Consider the following 17,953-nt stretch of genomic DNA (forward strand, 5'->3'; position numbering starts at 1 on the left):
CTTGTACGCATAGAGCACGTCAGCCGGCGTGATGCCAATCGCTGCCAACTGCGCGACGGTGCAACACGTATCGCCCACAATCAGCCCCCTTTCCCTTCATTGACCACCGCGATCACGTCGAATGCCTCATCACAGTGATCGCAGGCGGTCTCAAATGCCTCTTCGCGCGTATCAAACGTGCCCGCGTCCTTGAGGCGGTGCGTGAAGCCCACGTCCCCGGTGTACGGGCACAGGAACTGCCCCGACTCCACCTCTTGCACCACGAACACGACCGCGCTCATGGTCAGCCCTGCTTCGCGACCGGCGCCGGCACGAGGCTGTGCACGATGGTCTTGGACGTCTTGCCGTTGCTGACGATTTCCATGTCGGCCATCGCCATGAACGGGAACGGCAGCTTTTCGTACTTGGCGAACTCATCGGATGTGCCGATGGTGTACTCGCCTGCCGCCATGCCCTTGGCCGTGCCCTTGGACGAATCCAGCGGTGTCACGATGTAGGCCTTGGTACTGTCATACGTCTGGCCGTTATCCATCGCGCCCTTGCTCGACTTCATGCCGAGCACCTGCACTTCCGTCTTGAAACGCATCAGAAACCCCTTCCCCGCGGCTATGCGACCGTGCCCAGCGCGCCGCTATAGTCGCTGGGGTCGAGTTTGAATTCGTTGAAAGACTGGCGGCGCTCTTGCCGATGTACTGGCGTGTCCGCATAGAAGTAGTCCGGCACCTTCAGGCGCTTGGGCCACTCGCCCAACCGGTTGCGCACCATCTGGACGAACTCATCCGCACCGTAGAAATCAGCCAGCACACCGATGTACTTGCCGTACTGCGTGCAGATCAGCTTGATAGCCACGTCCACACTGTTCTGTGCCGTCTTGCGCTTGATCTCGGCCCGTTGCGGCGTCACCGTCAATGTCAGGTGCGCGAATGCCTTGCGGTACGCGCCCATGAAATAGCCGCTCGGATCGAGCAGCACGCCAAACGGAATCAGCCGGGATTTGTTCGACATCTCGACCTCGCCCCGCACCCACGGTGACGTGGTATCGCCCTGTTCCATCCCTTTCTCATACCCCCGGAACATCAGGCCCGCCTTGCGCGTGCCGATATACACCGTGCGACCCTTCCCGTTGGGAAACTTCCAGTTGCCCGCGTGCTGGCAATCGGGGATGGTGTAGGCATTCGTGAAGAAGCCCTCGGTATGCATCTGATCCAACTGATCAACCGTGACCTCACCATCGAACCAGTCATGCGCGAGGTCCACGCGCGTAATCACCGGACGCTTCGCCCGCGATACCAGGAAGGCATGAAGCCGTGCTTCCCAACCCGGCTTGGCCGCGATGCTCCCCTGCCCCGACAGCGACACCAGAATCGTCGCGTTCTGCTTCGCACCACCGAAGCCCACATGCCCCCAGTTGTCGCCAAGCTCCCACGTCTCGCCGTAGAAGTCTCGACGCTGGCCGAGGTTGCGCGTCAGCCCGAAGCCGAAGATGCCTTCCAACGCCTCGCTAGTGGCCCGCACATACGCTTCGTCATCCACGCCATCGGCCACGCCCGCGAACGTCTCTTCACCGATCACAAAGCGCATACCGTCGATGATCGCGATCTGGCCATTGACCGGCACCCGGACAGACACCACTTTCAACTCGCCCGTATCGGCCATCACGAGGCGCACATCATCGTGGCCCGCAATGGCTGGCTCTTCCAGTTCCCCCCTATTAGTGAGGGGAGAACTCCGCACGTCCGACATGGAGGGGTGTCCCGCAAGCGGGACGCCTCCGGCGTGCTCATCCTTGCGCGCGCCTCCGGCGTCCCGCACCGGCCCCACCGCCACACCCGCTACCCGAGCGGCAACAGCTTTCCCACTTGCTGACAACTCCGACATGCGACCCATTACAGCCCCGCCGAAGAAAGGACCCACGAGTTAAAAATCACGAACGCAACCGCCAGCAGCCCGTAAAAGAAAAAGTCCCGCAACATCACAATCCCCGCCTGAAAAAGCGAACCATCGCAGGCACGCCAACCAGAACGATGAGCAAGACCCCCGCAACCAACCCGATCAATTCGAAATCGGTCAACGAACGCGACGGCGCACCTTCCGCCGAACCAAGCAGGTAGCCAACGAGAAATTGCAGCATCACGCGCCCCTCCGAACGTCCACGAGCGCCGAGGCGATGCGCGTCGCCACCCACAGCCCCGCCCACGCACCAATCGCGGCAGCAGCGCCTACGCCCACTGCAAACGCCAGAAACAGCCCGGCTTGGCCCATTCGTTTACCCCTCTCGGTTTACCCGCTATGCTTCGGTTACGGTTATATCCGTAACCGGTTATGACCGTAACCTAAGTTATGGCCGTAACCGCGTCAAGTACTACTTTCGAGGGGTAGGCATGCGAAGCACAAAATATCTAGACGCCGTGGTCGAACGCCACGGCTTGAAGAACGACGCAGAACTAGCCCAACACCTGGGCCTAGTGAAAAGCGCGATCAGCCACTACCGGACCGGTCGCAACTTCATGAACAACGAGGTCTGCCTGAAGGTCGCGCAATCGCTGGAAATTGACAATCCACTGCCGATCATCATGGCTGCCGACATGGACCGAGCCGAACGCGCCGGCCAGCGGTCGCTGTGGGAAGTTTTTTCGAAGAGGATGGCGGGTAGCGCGACGCCGGCCACCCTCGCCCTGCTGGTCGCCTTTGTCACAAATTTTGTGACGCCCGCCCCTGCTCAAGCTGCACCGGCATTGCACCAGCGCGCTGAAGGACTGATGATTATGTCAAATCATGAAGAGACCAAACCAAGATGGACCTAGATATCCCCATCCGGAATCCGATACACCGCAATCGCGACGTCCCCGCTCTCGTCTTCGATGACCTCCAACGCATGGTTGATGAGATCAGGCATGGTTTCAAGTTCCTGAATCGCATATCTGAACAGCTCGCGCTGGCGATCCGTGGTCATCGGGAACGGAGACACCAGGCAAACCAGGCCCGCATGGATGGGTTCCCTGGCGTGAAGGCCTGTCCGTGGCCCTCCGGCCGGGCCGCGAAAGTCCACCGCATTGTGGGTGACGAGCGTGAAGTCCGCAGCCACCGCATGGCGGATCAACTGATGATCTTTCGCGCCCGACCAGCCTCGATCCCTCACGCACGTCGATTCCGGATACCCCGATTCGCGAGCGATTTGCGCGAGTCCTGGCCAAAGGCACTCGTCTATGAGGAATTTAAAGGTCACGCCGGTTCTGTCCGCGGCGGACAACTTTGTGCGACACGAGAGCCGCACCGGTATCGATGTCCGTAATGCGGCGCGGGCGTCCCGGCCGGGGATGGGCCTGGACATAGACACGCGCGTCGTCGATCAAGCGCTCGTTCAGGAACGGATAGGCTTCCTGCAGTTCCGCTATGGTTGCGCCGGCTTCGGTCGCTGCCACGATATGGGCCACCGGCAATCGCGTACCGGCAAAACATGGCGTACCGCTCAGAATCTCGGGATCTTCGACGATGCTCTTTTCCGCTTCCTGGACCCGGCTGGCCCGGTTCAGTGCCGTTTCAACGCATCGGTCCAGTGTCACCGTCAGGAAGTCGTGATGTATCGACCAGTCGAAGTCGGCGTGGAGCACCGTTGTATTCAGGGCCAGAAACGCATCGAAATCGGGGCGGCGTTCCAGGCGCGCGGTCAGGTCCCAGATCACTTGTCGGCGAGCCGAACGAGTGAGTTCATCCTGCGTTTGAAAATAGAAGGAGGCAAAGGCGGCGGTCAGTGGCGCGAAGCGTCGGCCATGATCCCGAAGAAACAAGGCTCGCGGTAGTACATCGGTATCAACCAGCCGATTGATATCGGTGTCGGTTACGTCGGCCATGAACGCGACATGCGCGGCGGACACGGACTTGCCAGCGGTCAGCATGAGGTGCTCCTTTCATTTCCCGCAACAAGAAATCATTCCCTGAGGCGGGAATAGTTTATCTCAAGTCGACAGGGCTCGTTCCATGCCTCAAACCGCAGCAGTCTGCCGCCCTTCCCTCACGGCCATCACCGCCTCGCTCACCCCGCCACTCCCCAGCAACGTCCTCCGGAAACTCTCCACCAGCGGCCGCAGGTTGATCCTGTGCCACGCGGCCCACAGCGGCGTGCGGTAGCTGAACCACGACAGTTCGCGCAGCACCACGCCGGCGGGCGCCTGGTGGCGCAGGCTTTGCTGGATCATGGTCATGCCGAGGCCGGCGGCGACCAGGCCGAGGGCGGCTAGCGGTTCGGTGGCTTCCATCGTGATGTCGGGCGTGAAGCCGGCGCGCGCGCAGGCGGCGACGAAGGTGTCGTGCCGCAGCGCGCTTTCCTTGTGCATCACGCCGATCCACTTCTGCGCGGCGAGGTCGTCGGGCGTGAGGCGTTCCGTGGCGGCCAGCGGATGGCCTTCGGGCAGCGCCAGCAGCATGGGGTCGTTGAGCACCTGGGCGGCGTCGAGGTCGGGGTCGTCGGCCGGCGGCGGCTCGCAGACCAGGGCGATGTCGAGGCTGCGCTGCCGCAGGCCTTCGAGCTGCGCCTCGGACTGCTGGTTGTACAGCGCGATATGCACCGCCGGGCGTTTGCCGCGCAGGTCGCGCAGGGCATTGGGCAGCACGCCGGAGTGCATCGCGTATTCCAGGTAGCCGATGCACAGGCCGCCTTCGTCGCCCTTGCCGAGCCGGCGCGCGAGCGATTCGAGGCGGTTGGCATGGGTCAGGAAGGCGCGCGTCTCGGCCAGGAACGTGCGTCCGTCGGTGGTCAGGCGGATGCGCTGCTGGGAGCGCTCGAACAGCGTCAGGCCGAGTTTTTCCTCGAGCTGGGCGATCTGCCGGCTTAGCGGCGACTGCGAAATGTGCAGCCGCTCGGCGGCCCGGCCGACGTGCTCGTCCTCGGCGACGGCAACGAAATAGTGAAGCTGGCGGATGTCTAGCATGTCGGGCTCTCTTCGGATCCGGTCATCGGTCCCAATCAGACCTATAAGACCTGTCAGACCAATAAGACCTTATGGGACTCAAGTTAGCCATATTCTGTCTTGGACAGACTTAACTTGCAACCCTAGACTTGCCTCACCCAAGTCCCTCCTTCACCGGACTTCACTGGAGCAAGTCATGAGCATCAAAGACAAACTGCCTGCCGGCACCCTCCTCGGCTTTGGCACCGCGCCGCTGGGCAACATGTTCCGCGACATCCCCGAGGCCGAGGCCGCCGCCACCGTCGACGCGGCCTGGGACCACGGCATCCGCTATTTCGACACCGCGCCGTTCTACGGTGCCGGCCTGTCGGAGATCCGCCTGGGCCGCGCGCTGGCCCGGCGCAACCGCGACGACTACGTGCTCAGCACCAAGGTCGGCCGCCTGATCCTGGACGAGGTGGAAGACGCCAGCACCCGCGATCTCGGCGAGAAAGGCGGCCTGTTCGCCACCGGCCGGCCCAACAAGATGGTCAACGATTATTCGGCCGACGCCACGCTGCGCTCGATCGAGGACAGCCTCCGGCGCCTGGGCACGGACCGCCTCGACATCGTCTGGGTGCACGACATCGCCCAGGATTTCTACGGCGACGAATGGCTCGCCAGATTCGAGAGCGCGCGCACCGGCGCGTTCCGCGTGCTGACCCGCCTGCGCGAGGAAGGCGTGATCAAGGCCTGGGGCCTGGGCGTGAACCGCGTCGAGCCGATCGAGCTGACGCTGGACCTGGCCGAGGCGCAGCCCGACGGCTTCCTGCTGGCCGGCCGCTACACGCTGCTGGATCATGCGCGCGCGCTGCAGCGCCTGATGCCGGCGGCGGCCGCGCGCCGGGCCGAGATCGTGGTCGGCGGCCCGTACAGTTCGGGCATCCTGGCCGGCGGCGCGCATTTCGAGTATCAGAAGGCGCCCGCGGAAATCGTCGCCAGGGTCGAGCGCATCAAGGCGGTCGCGCGGCGCCACGGCGTCGGCATCAAGGCCGCCGCGCTGCAGTTCTCGCTGGCCAACCCCGCCGTCGCGGCGGTGATCCCCGGCGCGAGCCGACCCGAGCGCATCGCCGAGGACATGGCGGCGCTGGCGGAGACCATCCCGGCGGAGTTCTGGCGCGAGATGCGCGAGCAGAAGCTGGTGGCCGCCGACGCGCCGCTGCCCGGCGATCACGCCTGAGCCGGGAGCCCGACATGGCAAGCGCTTCCGCAACCATCACGATCCCGGCTTCGCCCGAGCGGGTCTGGCAACTGATCGGCGGCTTCAACGCGCTGCCCGACTGGCTGCCCTACATCCCGAGCAGCGAGCTATCCGAAGGCGGCCGCGTGCGCCGCCTCGCCACCCCCGGCGGCGACGTCATCGTCGAGCGCCTGCTGGCATTCGACGAGGCGAACCGCAGCTACAGTTACGCGATCCTCGAAGCGCCGTTCCCGGTGACGGGCTACCGCTCCACGCTGCAGGTGCGGCCGGCCGGTGACGGGCAAGGCGCGCGCGTCGACTGGTCCGGCGAGTTCACGCCGGCCGGCGTCGGCGACGCCGAGGCCGAGCGCCTGTTCGAGGGCATCTACCGCGACGGCCTGCAGGCGCTGGCCGCCGCGTTCGCCGGCGGCGGGCCAGGCGCGGCGTCCTGACGGCGGGCGGGCGCCCTCTTCCGCCTCTCGATGTCCGGCCATCACCAGTTCTGGTGATGCCGCGCCGGGCCGCCCACGGCAATAATGGAACAGCCGCATCCCCCACGCCGGCCGCCCGCGACGGGCCGCTGGCGGGCGGCGGGTCCCGCCCAGGGCGTACCGAACCGCAAGTGCCTTCTCCCCGATACGACAATGTGCAACGTCATCAACCCGGCCGCCACCGGCGGCTCGCGCTCCTACGGAGAACTGGTGGAGATCGCGTCCGGCGCGCTGCTGATCGTCGGGCGCATGCGCAACCTCGAAGCCGGCATCTCTTCCGTCGCCAACGCGGTCATGTACAAGTCCGGCACGCGGCTGGTGGTGATCGACGTGGGCGCGACCGCGGGCTTTCGCGCCTATCTGGACGAAGCCGCCCGCCGGCTCCAGCCCTATGACCGGGTCACGCTGATCTCCACGCACGGGCATTGCGACCACACCGGCAACAACGGCTGGATCGACACGCTGGGCGTGCCCGCCGAAGCCTATATGTCCGTGCGCGACCTGGCGATGATGCGCGACCAGATCAACACCTTCGTGCCGATGTTCGACGAGGCCCGGCCGTTCGTGCCGGGCATGCCGGCGGGCCGGGTGCTGGCGGAGAGCGCCATCGGGCAGTTCGGCACGCTCGATGTCGAGACCCGCTCGCTGACGCTGCTGGAATCGCTGCCGTCCGAGGAGATCCGCATCGGCAGCACGTTGTGGAATGGCTGGCGGCTGTTCGGCGGCGAGGTCGTGGCGCTGAAGACCCAGGGCCACACGGTCGGCCACGTGGCCGTGCTGCTGCCGGCCATCGGCCATCTCCATCTTGCCGACGAGACCACCAGCTATTACCAGGCGTTCAGCGGCGGCAGCCCGGAAACCAACCTGCTCACGCTCGAGCGCACCGCGCAGGCGCTCAGGGAGGGCGCGATCCACTCGCTCACGGACGGGCATTCGTTCGAGTTCTACCCGCGCGAGCAGGCCACGGCCTACCTCGAGCGCCTGGTAGGCAGCGCCCTCGCCTTCGATGCTGCGATCACGCGCATCCTGCGCGAGCACCCCGGCGGCATCCGGGTTCCCGACCTGATGGCGAAGCTGCGCGCCGCGCCCGAGATGGAAGGCGCGCCGATGTCGGCGGAAGCCAACCCGATCCTGCCGGTCATGCAGTTGCTGAACAAGATGAAGGAGCTCGGCGTGCCGGTGCCGGCGGAAGGGGAAGGACTGCTGCGCTTTCCGCGCTGACGGATTTTTCCACCCCGCGCTAGATCAGCATCCCGGCGATCGACTCGAACTGCCGCAGGTTGCTCGCGCCCATCTTGCGCAGGATGCTGCGGATCTGCGTGCGCACGGTGTCGGGCGAGACGTTGCGGCTGCGCGCCACCTGCGCGGCCGTGGCCCCGCCCGCCAGCGCCGCGGCCACGGCGGCCTCGACCCGGGTCAGCCCGAACAATTCGGTCAGCGCGCTCTGGCGGCGCGCGGCGGCATCCGCGAGGTCGCGCAGCATGACCACGGCCATGCCGGCCGCCGCGCCGCCTCCGTCATCCGCGGCGCCCGGCAGGCGCCGCCACGGCACCGGTGTCACCAGCAGTTCGACCGGCGCGGTGGCCTCGCCCCGGACTCCCAGGCGCAGCCGTCCGCCCGCTCCGCCGTGCGCGGCGGTGGCCGCCAGCGCGGCCAGGCGGGCGTCCTCGCGCGCGTCGCGCAGGACCAGCCGCACCGGCTGCCCGCCGGCAGCGGGGCCGGCCGCCGCCATGCGCAGGCTGGCCTGCGGCCGCCGCGCCAGCGCGCCGGCCGCTTCGTTGGCGAACACCACGCGCATGGCGTCGTCCACCACCACCACGGCCAGCGGCATCGATTCGAGCGCGGCGAGCCCCGCCAGCGCGCGCTGCCGGTCGGCGGCGGGCCAGCGGTCTTGCGCCGCGGCCGCGTCGTAGATGTCGCCAATCAGTCCCGGCAATGCCTCGTTGGTCATTTCTGCTCCGGCGCGGGCACGAACGCGATCACAAGCATGATCACGCACGATCACAAGCGCGATGAGGCGGGAACGACAGCCGGCACGCGCATGCCGCGCGTGCGGCGGGCGGCATATCGACAGGGCAAGCTTATACCGGGGCCGGTGCAAGTCAAAGGTGTCCGCCGGGCAGCGTGCGATGGCGGCGCGGCCCGGAAACTCCCCTTCCTTGATGCCCGTCAGCCAACCGCGCGATTCGCCTTGCGGCCACCGTCGCCCTGCCTAGACTGGCAGCAGGCCGGCGCGGCAGAGCGCCGCGTCGTTGCCGCCGTCCTTGCCGTTTTCTTCGCTTTCTTGCTCCGGGGATCACCCATGTCCGTCAAGCAGGTCCGCTTTCCCAAGGCCACCCCTTCCTACTGCTCGGCCGAACTCTGCCTCGCCTGTCCCGCCTGCGTGGACGGCGCGCCGGCCCGCTACGCGATCACCGCCGAGGCGCTCGAAGACCACTTCGGCGCGCGCTCGCACCGCGAGGGCGACCTGATACAGGCCTTCGAAGGCCACCGCGACGACATCGAAAGCGTGGCCCGGCAATTGTTCGAGATGACGGCGGCCCACAACATCGTGCTGCATAGCGGTCATTTTCGTTTTGCGGTGTAGCGCGGACCGGGGCATTCCCCGGTATCTGCATTGGCTGCAAGGGCGGAGCCGGAACCGCGCTGGCAAGGCGGCCATCCGCCGGCACGGAACTTGCCAGCTTTGATGCAGCCCGGTGCCGCATGCACCGTTGCCGGGCGAGCCACGGTAGACCCCTTTCAAGCATGGAGAGACGCGCCATGAACGATCTGCGCAGGCGGACGGAGACAAGCGGGCGGCCCAGCCCGAGCCAACGCGGTTACGCCGAGCAGCCCGGCGAAGGCCGCAAGACCAGCCAGCCGGGCGAGCGCGACCCGCAGAACGGCCAGCCGGCGGACCGGCTCGGCCAGGGCGCGCGCCACTGCCCGCAGCAGTAGCGCGCCCGCCGCCGCGCGGCGTGGGCGCCGCCCGCCGCCGTGCGTGCAGTTGTTACCTGCGGTGTAAATCCGCGCTGCAGATGTGAAAATGGCACGGGCGGCGCGGACGGGCGCGCGCGCAAAACCACAGGCGAGCCATGAAGACATTCCACTGCGGAAAATGCGGCAACCTCGTGTTCTTCGAGAACGTCTCGTGCGAGCGCTGCAGCGCCCTGCTCGGCTATGTTCCCGAACTCTCGCAGATCTGCGCCTTCGAGCCCGCCGGCGACGGCGTATGGCGCTGCCTGAACGACGAGGCCGCCGGCGCGCTCCACCGGCAATGCCACAACTACGCGGTGCAGGACGTCTGCAACTGGATGATCCCGGCGGACGCCGGCGACACGCTGTGCGCGTCCTGCGAGCTGACCCGCACCACGCCGTTCCTGGCCACGCCGAACAACCGCCTCTACTGGTGGCGGCTGGAGACCGCCAAGCGGCGGGCGCTCTATACGCTGGCGGCGCTGGACTTGCCGGTGGTCTCGCGCGAGGTGGACGCCGAGGGCGGCCTGCAGTTCGATTTCCTCGAGGACGTCGGCGAGGAGCGCGTGATGACCGGCCACGACAACGGCCTGATCACCATGAACATCGCCGAGGCCGACGATGCGCACCGGGAAAAGACGCGCTCGGAGATGAGCGAGCCCTACCGCACGCTGCTGGGCCATTTCCGGCACGAGCTCGGCCATTATTATTTCGACCAGTTGGTGGCCGGCACGCGCTGGACCGAACCGTTCCGCGCGCTGTTCGGCGACGAGCGGGCCGACTACGCCGAGGCGCTGGCGGCGCACTACGAACAGGGCGCGGCGCAGGGCTGGGAGCAGGCCTACGTGAGCGCCTACGCGACCATGCATCCGTGGGAAGACTGGGCCGAGACCTGGGCGCACTACCTGCACATCGTCGATACCGTGGACACCGCCGCCGCGTGCGGGCTGGCGCTCAAGCCGAGCACCGCGGGCGAGCCGGTGCTGACCGACCAGACGCCGGTGGAAGTGTCGAGCTTCGACAGCCTGATGCACCGCTGGTATCCGCTGACCTATGTGCTCAACAGCCTGAACCGCAGCCTGGGCCTCGCGGACGGCTATCCGTTCGCGCTGTCGCCCAAGGTGGTGGAGAAGCTGCGTTTCGTGCACGAGGTGGTGGCGGCCGGGCCGCAGCCGAAAATCGTGGAGGCGCCGGTTTCGCCGGAGCCGGTGGAAACCGTGGAAGCGACGGAAGCGACGGAAGCGACGGAAGCGACGGAAGCGACGGAAGCGACGGAAGCGACGGAAGCGACGGAACCGGCTGAAATGGTGGAAACGCCTCAAACGCCCGCGGCGGCGGAAATGCCGGCTGCGCAGCCCGCTGCCGGCACGGCCGCGGGCGGTGGCTCGGCCACTCCATCCTGACCTCTCGCACCCTCTCCATTTCCCTCGATTGTCCCGACTGGCGAGACTATATGTCGCGCCAATCCGGGTTTATCGCCTCGTCCGCAGGCAATAAACTCCGCCGTCGACCCCGCCGCCAGATGCGCAAAGCACAGCGGCGCCGGCGTACCGGAGAAACCTCGTGTCAGCCCCCCTCCCCGCTCTGTTCATATCGCACGGCGCGCCCACCTTTGCCGTCGAACCCGGCCTGGCCGGCCCGCAACTCACCGCGCTCGGCCGCGCGCTGCCGCCGCCGGCGGCGGTGCTGGTGGTGTCGCCCCACTGGATGACGCGCGGCGGCGCCGGCGTGGGCACCGCGGAATATCCCGAGACCATCCATGATTTCGGCGGCTTCCCGCCCGCCCTGTACGCGCTGCAATACCCGGCCCCGGGCCATCCCGAACTGGCCCGGCGCGCCGCGGCGTTGCTGGCCGAAGCCGGCTTTGCGGCGCGGACCGACGCGCAGCGCGGCCTGGACCACGGCGCGTGGGTGCCGCTGCTGCACCTGTACCCGGACGCCGGCGTGCCGGCATTCCAGGTGTCGCTGCCGCAGCCGCTGGACCCCGCCGGCGCACTCGCGCTCGGCCGCGCGCTGGCGCCGCTGCGCGCGCAAGGCGTGCTGATCGTGGGTTCGGGCAGCCTGACGCACAACCTCCACGAATTCCGCGGCGATGGCGGCGATGCGCCCTACGTGGCCAGGTTCACCGGCTGGGTGCGCGAAGCCGTGCGCAAGGCCATGCAGGACGGCGACATGACGCCGCTGCTCGACTACCGCCGCCAGGCGCCGGACGCTGCCCGCGCCCATCCAACCGAAGAGCACTTCCTGCCGCTGCTGGTGGCCCTCGGCGCGGCCACGGCCGGCGATCCGGTCCAGGTCATCGACGGCGGCATTGTCTACGGCATGCTGTCGATGGAGTCGTATGTGTTCGGCTCGCTGCGAGCCGGGCGGAACTGAACGACAATATCGCCGCCGGCTTCCGGCCGCATCGCCCCGACACCCCTATCCACGCGCGCGCCGCCCGGCGGCGCCGCGCGGATTCCAGCATTCATTCCACAGGCATGTACAAGAAAGGCACCGCAATCGAACTGCAGTTTTCCCCCGCGCGCCTCAACGACGGCGCCGGCGATCCGTACTGGATCGACCTGACCACGGAGGAAGCGCGGCAACTGCTGGCCGTGCTGCAGGACAAGCTCGCCCACCACGGGCAAGGCACGGACGCGCCCGCGATATTCAGTCTCGACGAGCCCGGCGCGGCAACCGCGCCGCCATCCGCGCCGTCCGGCGCCAGCGAAGCGCCGCCGCCCGCCGCGCCCGCTGACGAGTTCCGGCAATGGGTTTGCATCATCTGCGGCTGGGTCTACGACGAGGCGGCCGGCCTGCCCGAGGAAGGCATCCCGCCCGGCACGCGCTGGGAAGACATCCCCGACGACTGGCGTTGCCCGCTGTGCGACGTGGGCAAGGAAGACTTCGCGATGGTCGCGTTCTGACGCGCGGCCTGCCTTGCCGGCGGCGGTCCGCCGGATCGCCGCCCTGTCGCGTCTATGGTGATTGCGGCATTTGTGGTGCTTATGGTGCTTATGGTGCTTGTAGCGCTTGTAGTGCCTAGAGCGGATCGACCAGGCTGCGCACCACTTCCGCCAGCCGCGCGGCGCGGGCGCGCCCTTTCTGGTCCAGCCCCAGCGCGCTGCCGGCCGCCAGCGCTTCCAGCGCAAAGGCCGCGTCGGTCATGTCGCGCCACGAGGGGTGGTCCGCATGGATGGCGCCCAGCGCGCTGGCGCCCGCGGCCAGCCGCTTGCCGTCCGGCTGCGCCCCGGCCGCGAGGGCTTCCAGCACTTCGGCTGCGTCGAGCAGGCCTTTGCGGTTCATTTGTCTTCTCCCTGGATGGTCCGGCTGGAGCGGGCATGCGCTTTTGACTGCATGTTAGAGGACAAAGCAGACATTTGCTGCCCGGTTTTCCCCGGGGGCCGGCCGCCGGCGCCCTTTTTTGAGCGCGAGCAAGCCGGTTTTTCCGCCCTTGTTCCGGCGATTGGCCCGGGCCGCGTGCCTTTACGATCTTGAGCGTGAAGAGTTAAGCACACGGCAGCGGCTTTCCCCCCGGTCAACCGCCACCGTGTCGAGCGCTCTTCCGGCAGGTCGCGGACAGGATCGATGCGCGCCTGCGTCATCCTCGACCCGACCGCATCAAGGGCGAGCGACCGCCAGCGGCCGGCACCGGATCACCTGCCTGGCGCCGGCACCCGTCGCAATACGGCGCCTGCCTTGCGGGGCGTCATCATCTGTTCGCCCGGGAAACACCCCGCGTGCCAGCCATTCCATCTGCGCGCGCCGGGGCCTCCTGAATATCCGGACCGCCAGGGCGGTGCGGCTGATTTTCCCTCCAACGCATTATCAGAGGCTGAAATATGGCAATTTCCTCGATAGGTGTCGGATCGAAACTTGATCTGGGCACTCTGCTAACCAATCTGGAAGAAGCGGAAAAGAAGAAGCTCGATCCGCTCGTCAACCAGCAAACCGTCCACACCAACAAGCTGTCCGCCTACGGGCTGCTGCAAGGCGCGCTGTCCTCGTTCCAGGCCGCCGCCGCCGCGCTCGGCAAGGCAAGCCTGTACAGCAGCACGACCACGTCGTCGAGCAACAAGGACGTGCTGACCGTGTCGGGCGACAAGACCGCCACGGCCGGCAACTACGCGGTCAACGTGTCGCAGCTGGCCACCTCGCAGACGCTGGTGTCCAAGGGCGTGGTCGACAGCAAGGGCATGCCGCTGGGCAGCGCCAAGATCAAGATCGAATTCGGCATCACCGAAGCCGGCGTTTTCACGCCCGGCAGCGCCAAGGCGGCCGAGATCAACATCAACGGCACCAACAACACGCTCGAAGGCATCCGCGACGCGGTCAACGCATCGAACTCGGGCGTCACCGCGAGCATCGTCAATGACGGCGGCAGCACGCCATACCACATCGTGCTGACCTCCAACACCACCGGCGCCAAGTCCAGCATGCGCGTCTCGGTCGCGAGCAACGGCGTGGGCGACCCCAGCATGATCGCCGACCTGATGACCTACGACCCGGCCGGCACCAAGTCGATGACGGAGAACATCAAGGCGGTCGACGCCAAGCTGACCGTCAACGGGCTGGCCATCACGAGCGCGTCCAACACCGTGCAGGAAGCGGTGCCGGGCCTCACGCTGAACCTGCTCAAGACCGGCGACAGCACCGTCATCGCCTCCACCGACACCGGGTCGATGGCCTCGGCCGTGCAGAGTTTCGTCACCGCCTACAACACCCTGCAAAGCACCGCGGCCAAGCTGGCGAGCTTCGACAAGAACACCAAGAGCGCGGGCATCCTGCTCGGCGACGGCGCGCTGCGCTCGATCCAGAACCAGCTCGCCTCGGTGTTCAACAAGCCGCAGGACGCCGCCGGCGACAACAGCCTGGTCAACCTCACGCAGGTCGGCATCACGTTCAAGTCCGACGGCAGCATGGCGCTGGACACGGTCAAGCTGAACAAGGCCCTGACCGCCAACCGCACCGGCGTGGCGCAGCTGTTCAGCGGCACGGACGGCAAGTCCGGCTACGGCAACCAGCTGTCGGCACTGGCCAAGTCGTTCAACGACCCCAAGGGCACGCTGACCACGGCCTCCGAGGGCGTGCAGGCCAACATGAAGAACCTGGAGAAGACGTACACGAAGGCCCAGGCCGCCATCGACGCCACCATGGCCCGCTACCGCACGCAGTTCCAGCAGCTCGACCTGATCGTGTCCAAGCTGAACTCGACCAGCACCTACCTCACGCAGCAGTTCGCCGCGATGAACAACAGCAGCAGCAACAGCAAGTAAGGCTGCAAGCAAGGCCGCAGGCAGGGTCTCATCGATCCCGCCAGACCGCGGCAAGTGCCGCTGCCGCCCCCGTCCGGAGGCGGCGGCAGCACTCCCCCGCCGCGCGCTTCGCGCCTCGCTGCCGCCCGCTGGCATAACCGGGCGATGCCGCTACACTATGGGCCTTCCCCGGGGCTTTCACGTCCCCCGCCACCCGCCAGCACAACGAGACACCGCCAGCCATGAGCGAGCCACAAAAGAGCGGCAGCACGCATTCCGCCTCCCAGCCCCAATCGCAGTCCCAGTCCCAGTCCCAGCCCGCGCGCGCGTCTTCCCTGCGCCACGCCGCCAGCATCCTGGTCGTGCGCGACGGCGCCGCCGGCATGGAAGTCCTGATGGTGCGCCGCGCCGAGCGCAACGACGACCGCAGCAGCGGCGCCTTCGTCTTTCCGGGCGGCACGCTGGACCCGCAGGACAAGGCGCTGCACGCATGGTGCGCGGGGCTCGACGACAGCGCGGCGAGCCAGCGCCTGGGCGTGCCCGACGGCGGCCTCGACTACTATCTGGCGGCGGTGCGCGAATGCTTCGAGGAAGCCGGCCTGCTGTTCGCGGCCGGCGCCGACGGCGCGCTCGCCCCGCTCGACGCGCTGCAGGCGCGCGATGCGCGGCAGCATGGCTGGCTGCGCCAGCCCGCGCGCGGCGGCGGCCCGGGCATGGCGCAGATCTGCGAGCGCCTGGCCGTGCGGCTGGCGGTGGACCGCCTGGCCTACCACAGCCACTGGCTCACGCCGCCGGGCCTGCCCAAGCGCTTCGACACGCGCTTCTTCGTGGCCCTCGCGCCGGCCGGGCAGACCGCCGTGCACGACGGCGAAGAGGCGATGGCCCATGTCTGGGTGCGCCCGGCCGACGCGCTCGATGCTGCCAGCGGCTACAAGATGGTGCCGGTGACGCGCCGCACGCTCGCCTCGATCGCCCGCTTCGAGAGCGCGCAGGCCTGTTTCGACCACGCCGCGCAGCTGCGCGGCATCGCGCGCATCATGCCGCGCCTGGCCCAGGGCGGCGGCGGCCTGCGGCCGGTGCTGCCGAGCGAGCCGGCCTATGCCGAGATCGAGCGGATCGACCCGCACGGCGAAGGCCATGCCCGCTACGAGCTCGCCACCGGGCAGGCCGTGCGCCTGTCGGCGCGCGTGTGGCGCGTGACCGCCGGCAACGGCAACGTGATGACCGGGCCGGGCACCAACACGTATTTCGTCGGCGACCCCGACGAAAACCAGTGGGCCGTGATCGATCCCGGCCCCGACGACGACGCCCATCTCGCCGCCGTGCTGGCCGCGGCGCCCGGCCCGGTGCGCTGGATCCTGGCCACCCACACCCATCTCGACCACTCGCCGGCCACGCCCCGGCTCAAGGCCGCCACCGGCGCGCCGGTGCTGGGCCGCCCGGCGCCGGCCACGCCGCGCCAGGACCAGACCTTCCAGCCGGACCGCATTCTCGAGCACGGCGAACGGCTGGCGCTGGGCAACGGCTGCACCCTGCGCGTGGTGCACACGCCGGGGCATGCCTCCAACCACCTGTGTTTCCTGCTCGAAGAAGAAAAGACGCTGTTTACCGGCGACCACGTGATGCAGGGCTCCACGGTCGTCATCAACCCGCCCGACGGCGACATGCACGCCTACCTGGCATCGCTGGCGGCGCTCCAGCACGAAGACCTGGAATGGCTGGCGCCGGGCCACGGCTTCCTGATGGCCAGGCCGGCCGATGCGATCCGCACGCTGATCCGCCACCGCCTGCAGCGCGAGGCCAAGGTGCTCAACGCGCTGCGCGAGCTTGGCGACAGCGTGATCGAAGTGCTGCTGCTGCGCGTGTACGACGACGTGCCGGAACGCATGCTGCCGGTGGCGCAGCGCTCGCTGCTGGCGCACCTGCACAAGCTCGCCGTGGACGGCGCCGTGGTGGACGATGGCGGGGTGTGGCGCATGGTGGCGCGCCCATGAGCAAAGGCCCCCGGTTTCGGGGGCCTTTCACGATGAGAAGAGACTGTCCGCGTGCCGTGCCGGCGCCGGCTTGCCCTATTTGGTGAGCGAGGCCATCAGCAGCTCGGCCGCGGCTTCCAGCCGCTCCGGCGCGCAGAACAGCCGCGCCACCACCAGCCCGTTCTGCAGCGCGCCGTAGATCACCTGCCCCAGCGCCTTCGGCGACACCGGGTAGACCTTGCCGTACTCTTTCTGGGCACGCTCGATCAGCCCGGTGAGCCAGTCTTCGTTCATGCGGTAGAACGCCTTGAGCTCGGCATGCACGGTCTCGGGCAGGCACAGGGTCTCGGTCGAGAGCATGCCGGCCAGGCAGATCTGGTCGCCGCAGGCCGCGGTGCGCAGAAAGCTCAGGTAGGCCTCCGCCTGCACGTGCGGCGGCAGGCTGGCGTCGATATTGCGGATCCGCTCGGTGATGCGCGCGCTGTATTCCTTGACCGCTTCCAGTACCAGATCGTCCTTGGACGGAAAGTAATAATGGATGCTCGAGGTCTTCACCCCGACCAGCTCGGCAAGGTCACGATAGCTGAAGCCGTTGAAACCGCGGCGGCGGATCAGCACGAGCGTGTGTTCGAGCAGTTGTTCGCGGACGGATTTCGTTTTCATGGCGTGATCTTATCTATCTGCCGGTAGATACTCAAGGCAATTCCACGTGCGGTCGCAAAAAGTCAGGCTGCGCCGCTCACGAGGGCAGCACTTGCGCGACCACCGTGATCAATGAGCCGCTGACCAGGCAAAGCCCTACCCAGCCGGCCAGGATCAGGAAGCTGTCCCGTAGATTCATCATCGACTCCAGTTCGGTGTTATCTGCCTGCCGCGTCGCGGATCAGGCGCGGTGGCCGGCACTTGCCGGCCACCCGGTACTGCATGCCGCGCTGCCGCGCTCAGGCATTGGCGCCTTCGGTGAAGACGTCGAACTTGCCGGTGCGGGCGCCGTCGGTGAAGGTGTCGCGGTTGCCGCTGCGCGCCGGGGTTGCCGACACGCCGCTGCGGTCCAGGCCGGCGACCAGCGCGCCATCGGTGTACGGGTCGAACTTGCCGGTGCGGGCGCCATCGGTGTACGCATCACGGTTGCCGGTGCGGGCGCCGTCGGTGTAGCCATCGCGGTTGC

General features: G+C 67.5%; 21 protein-coding genes and 1 pseudogene. 11 read left to right on the forward strand and 11 right to left on the reverse strand.

Translation table 11 applies throughout. The features are described 5' to 3' along the window. Positions 1-80 precede the first annotated feature (80 nt). From AC3WXD_RS19255 to AC3WXD_RS19270, 4 genes are all read right to left on the reverse strand, one after another. Positions 81-281: a hypothetical protein gene (locus AC3WXD_RS19255; protein ID WP_492324457.1), complete on the reverse strand. Its 201-nt coding sequence runs from the start codon at positions 279-281 to the stop codon at positions 81-83. A 2-nt stretch (positions 282-283) separates the two neighbouring features. After that, positions 284-586 (reverse strand): hypothetical protein, encoded by a 303-nt coding sequence (locus AC3WXD_RS19260; protein ID WP_492324458.1) that lies wholly within the window; start codon positions 584-586, stop codon positions 284-286. 20 nt (positions 587-606) lie between these two features. Next, positions 607-1,656, reverse strand: a complete 1,050-nt coding sequence (locus AC3WXD_RS19265; RefSeq protein ID WP_492324471.1) for a replication initiation factor domain-containing protein — start codon at positions 1,654-1,656, stop codon at positions 607-609. Between the two features lie 316 nt (positions 1,657-1,972). Beyond that, positions 1,973-2,131 carry a hypothetical protein gene (locus AC3WXD_RS19270; protein WP_492324459.1) on the reverse strand — a complete coding sequence of 53 codons (159 nt, stop codon included), beginning with the start codon at positions 2,129-2,131 and terminating at the stop codon, positions 1,973-1,975. A gap of 250 nt (positions 2,132-2,381) precedes the next feature. Here AC3WXD_RS19270 and AC3WXD_RS19275 point away from each other — a divergent pair, with 250 nt between their 5' ends. Next, the gene (locus AC3WXD_RS19275) at positions 2,382-2,804 is read left to right on the forward strand and encodes a Cro/Cl family transcriptional regulator (protein ID WP_492324460.1); all 423 of its coding nucleotides are present in this window, start codon (positions 2,382-2,384) and stop codon (positions 2,802-2,804) included. On the opposite strand, the gene AC3WXD_RS19280 is transcribed toward AC3WXD_RS19275, so the two are convergent. From AC3WXD_RS19280 to AC3WXD_RS19290, 3 genes are all read right to left on the reverse strand, one after another. Then, a complete protein-coding gene (locus tag AC3WXD_RS19280; RefSeq protein ID WP_029044389.1) occupies positions 2,801-3,226 on the reverse strand; it encodes a DUF5615 family PIN-like protein in 426 nt (141 codons plus the stop codon). The genes AC3WXD_RS19275 and AC3WXD_RS19280 overlap by 4 nt on opposite strands. Further along, positions 3,216-3,896: a DUF433 domain-containing protein gene (locus tag AC3WXD_RS19285; RefSeq protein ID WP_020206684.1), complete on the reverse strand. Its 681-nt coding sequence runs from the start codon at positions 3,894-3,896 to the stop codon at positions 3,216-3,218. Before AC3WXD_RS19285 ends, AC3WXD_RS19280 begins: the two co-directional genes overlap by 11 nt. Before the next feature lie 87 nt (positions 3,897-3,983). Then, positions 3,984-4,928, reverse strand: coding sequence for a LysR substrate-binding domain-containing protein (locus AC3WXD_RS19290; RefSeq protein WP_454731580.1), 945 nt, complete (start codon positions 4,926-4,928; stop codon positions 3,984-3,986). A 175-nt stretch (positions 4,929-5,103) separates the two neighbouring features. On the opposite strand from AC3WXD_RS19290, the gene AC3WXD_RS19295 reads away from it, so the two are divergent. The 3 genes from AC3WXD_RS19295 to AC3WXD_RS19305 all read left to right on the forward strand — a co-directional run bounded on the left by AC3WXD_RS19295 (position 5,104) and on the right by AC3WXD_RS19305 (position 7,838). Beyond that, a complete protein-coding gene (locus AC3WXD_RS19295; protein ID WP_492324461.1) occupies positions 5,104-6,126 on the forward strand; it encodes an aldo/keto reductase in 1,023 nt (340 codons plus the stop codon). A 14-nt stretch (positions 6,127-6,140) separates the two neighbouring features. Continuing rightward, complete coding sequence (locus tag AC3WXD_RS19300) at positions 6,141-6,578, forward strand: SRPBCC family protein (RefSeq protein WP_020206681.1); 438 nt, start codon at positions 6,141-6,143, stop codon at positions 6,576-6,578. A gap of 192 nt (positions 6,579-6,770) precedes the next feature. Beyond that, on the forward strand, positions 6,771-7,838 hold the full coding sequence (locus tag AC3WXD_RS19305; RefSeq protein WP_492324462.1) for an MBL fold metallo-hydrolase: 1,068 nt from the start codon (positions 6,771-6,773) through the stop codon (positions 7,836-7,838). 19 nt (positions 7,839-7,857) lie between these two features. Here AC3WXD_RS19305 and AC3WXD_RS19310 read toward each other — a convergent pair whose 3' ends face one another. Further along, positions 7,858-8,568 carry a LuxR C-terminal-related transcriptional regulator gene (locus tag AC3WXD_RS19310; RefSeq protein ID WP_492324463.1) on the reverse strand — a complete coding sequence of 237 codons (711 nt, stop codon included), beginning with the start codon at positions 8,566-8,568 and terminating at the stop codon, positions 7,858-7,860. A gap of 351 nt (positions 8,569-8,919) precedes the next feature. On the opposite strand from AC3WXD_RS19310, the gene AC3WXD_RS19315 reads away from it, so the two are divergent. The 5 genes from AC3WXD_RS19315 (at position 8,920) to AC3WXD_RS19335 (ending at position 12,484) form a co-directional block, all read left to right on the forward strand. After that, on the forward strand, positions 8,920-9,204 hold the full coding sequence (locus AC3WXD_RS19315; protein ID WP_059412698.1) for a DUF1488 family protein: 285 nt from the start codon (positions 8,920-8,922) through the stop codon (positions 9,202-9,204). 176 nt (positions 9,205-9,380) lie between these two features. Beyond that, positions 9,381-9,557, forward strand: coding sequence for a hypothetical protein (locus AC3WXD_RS19320; protein ID WP_020206677.1), 177 nt, complete (start codon positions 9,381-9,383; stop codon positions 9,555-9,557). A 137-nt stretch (positions 9,558-9,694) separates the two neighbouring features. Beyond that, entirely contained in the window at positions 9,695-10,978 is a 1,284-nt protein-coding gene (locus tag AC3WXD_RS19325; RefSeq protein ID WP_492324464.1) for a zinc-binding metallopeptidase family protein, read from the forward strand. 160 nt (positions 10,979-11,138) lie between these two features. Beyond that, on the forward strand, positions 11,139-11,951 hold the full coding sequence (locus AC3WXD_RS19330; protein ID WP_492324465.1) for a dioxygenase family protein: 813 nt from the start codon (positions 11,139-11,141) through the stop codon (positions 11,949-11,951). Positions 11,952-12,055: 104 nt separating this feature from the next. After that, positions 12,056-12,484, forward strand: coding sequence for a rubredoxin (locus AC3WXD_RS19335; protein ID WP_020206674.1), 429 nt, complete (start codon positions 12,056-12,058; stop codon positions 12,482-12,484). 115 nt (positions 12,485-12,599) lie between these two features. On the opposite strand, the gene AC3WXD_RS19340 is transcribed toward AC3WXD_RS19335, so the two are convergent. After that, the gene (locus AC3WXD_RS19340; protein ID WP_059412695.1) at positions 12,600-12,863 is read right to left on the reverse strand and encodes a hypothetical protein; all 264 of its coding nucleotides are present in this window, start codon (positions 12,861-12,863) and stop codon (positions 12,600-12,602) included. Positions 12,864-13,399: 536 nt separating this feature from the next. On the opposite strand from AC3WXD_RS19340, the gene fliD reads away from it, so the two are divergent. Further along, a complete protein-coding gene (gene fliD, locus AC3WXD_RS19345) occupies positions 13,400-14,833 on the forward strand; it encodes a flagellar filament capping protein FliD (RefSeq protein WP_454731547.1) in 1,434 nt (477 codons plus the stop codon). Between the two features lie 221 nt (positions 14,834-15,054). Next, positions 15,055-16,806 carry an MBL fold metallo-hydrolase gene (locus AC3WXD_RS19350; RefSeq protein WP_492324466.1) on the forward strand — a complete coding sequence of 584 codons (1,752 nt, stop codon included), beginning with the start codon at positions 15,055-15,057 and terminating at the stop codon, positions 16,804-16,806. A gap of 75 nt (positions 16,807-16,881) precedes the next feature. Here the strand turns inward: AC3WXD_RS19350 and AC3WXD_RS19355 are convergent, their stop codons facing one another. Both AC3WXD_RS19355 and AC3WXD_RS19360 read right to left on the reverse strand, forming a co-directional pair. Then, positions 16,882-17,448: a TetR/AcrR family transcriptional regulator gene (locus tag AC3WXD_RS19355; RefSeq protein WP_020206670.1), complete on the reverse strand. Its 567-nt coding sequence runs from the start codon at positions 17,446-17,448 to the stop codon at positions 16,882-16,884. Positions 17,449-17,726: 278 nt separating this feature from the next. Further along, positions 17,727-17,953, reverse strand: a pseudogene (locus AC3WXD_RS19360) (copper resistance protein CopQ); the annotation flags it as partial.

The sequence above is a fragment of the Cupriavidus sp. FW216-B1 genome (assembly GCF_058789195.1).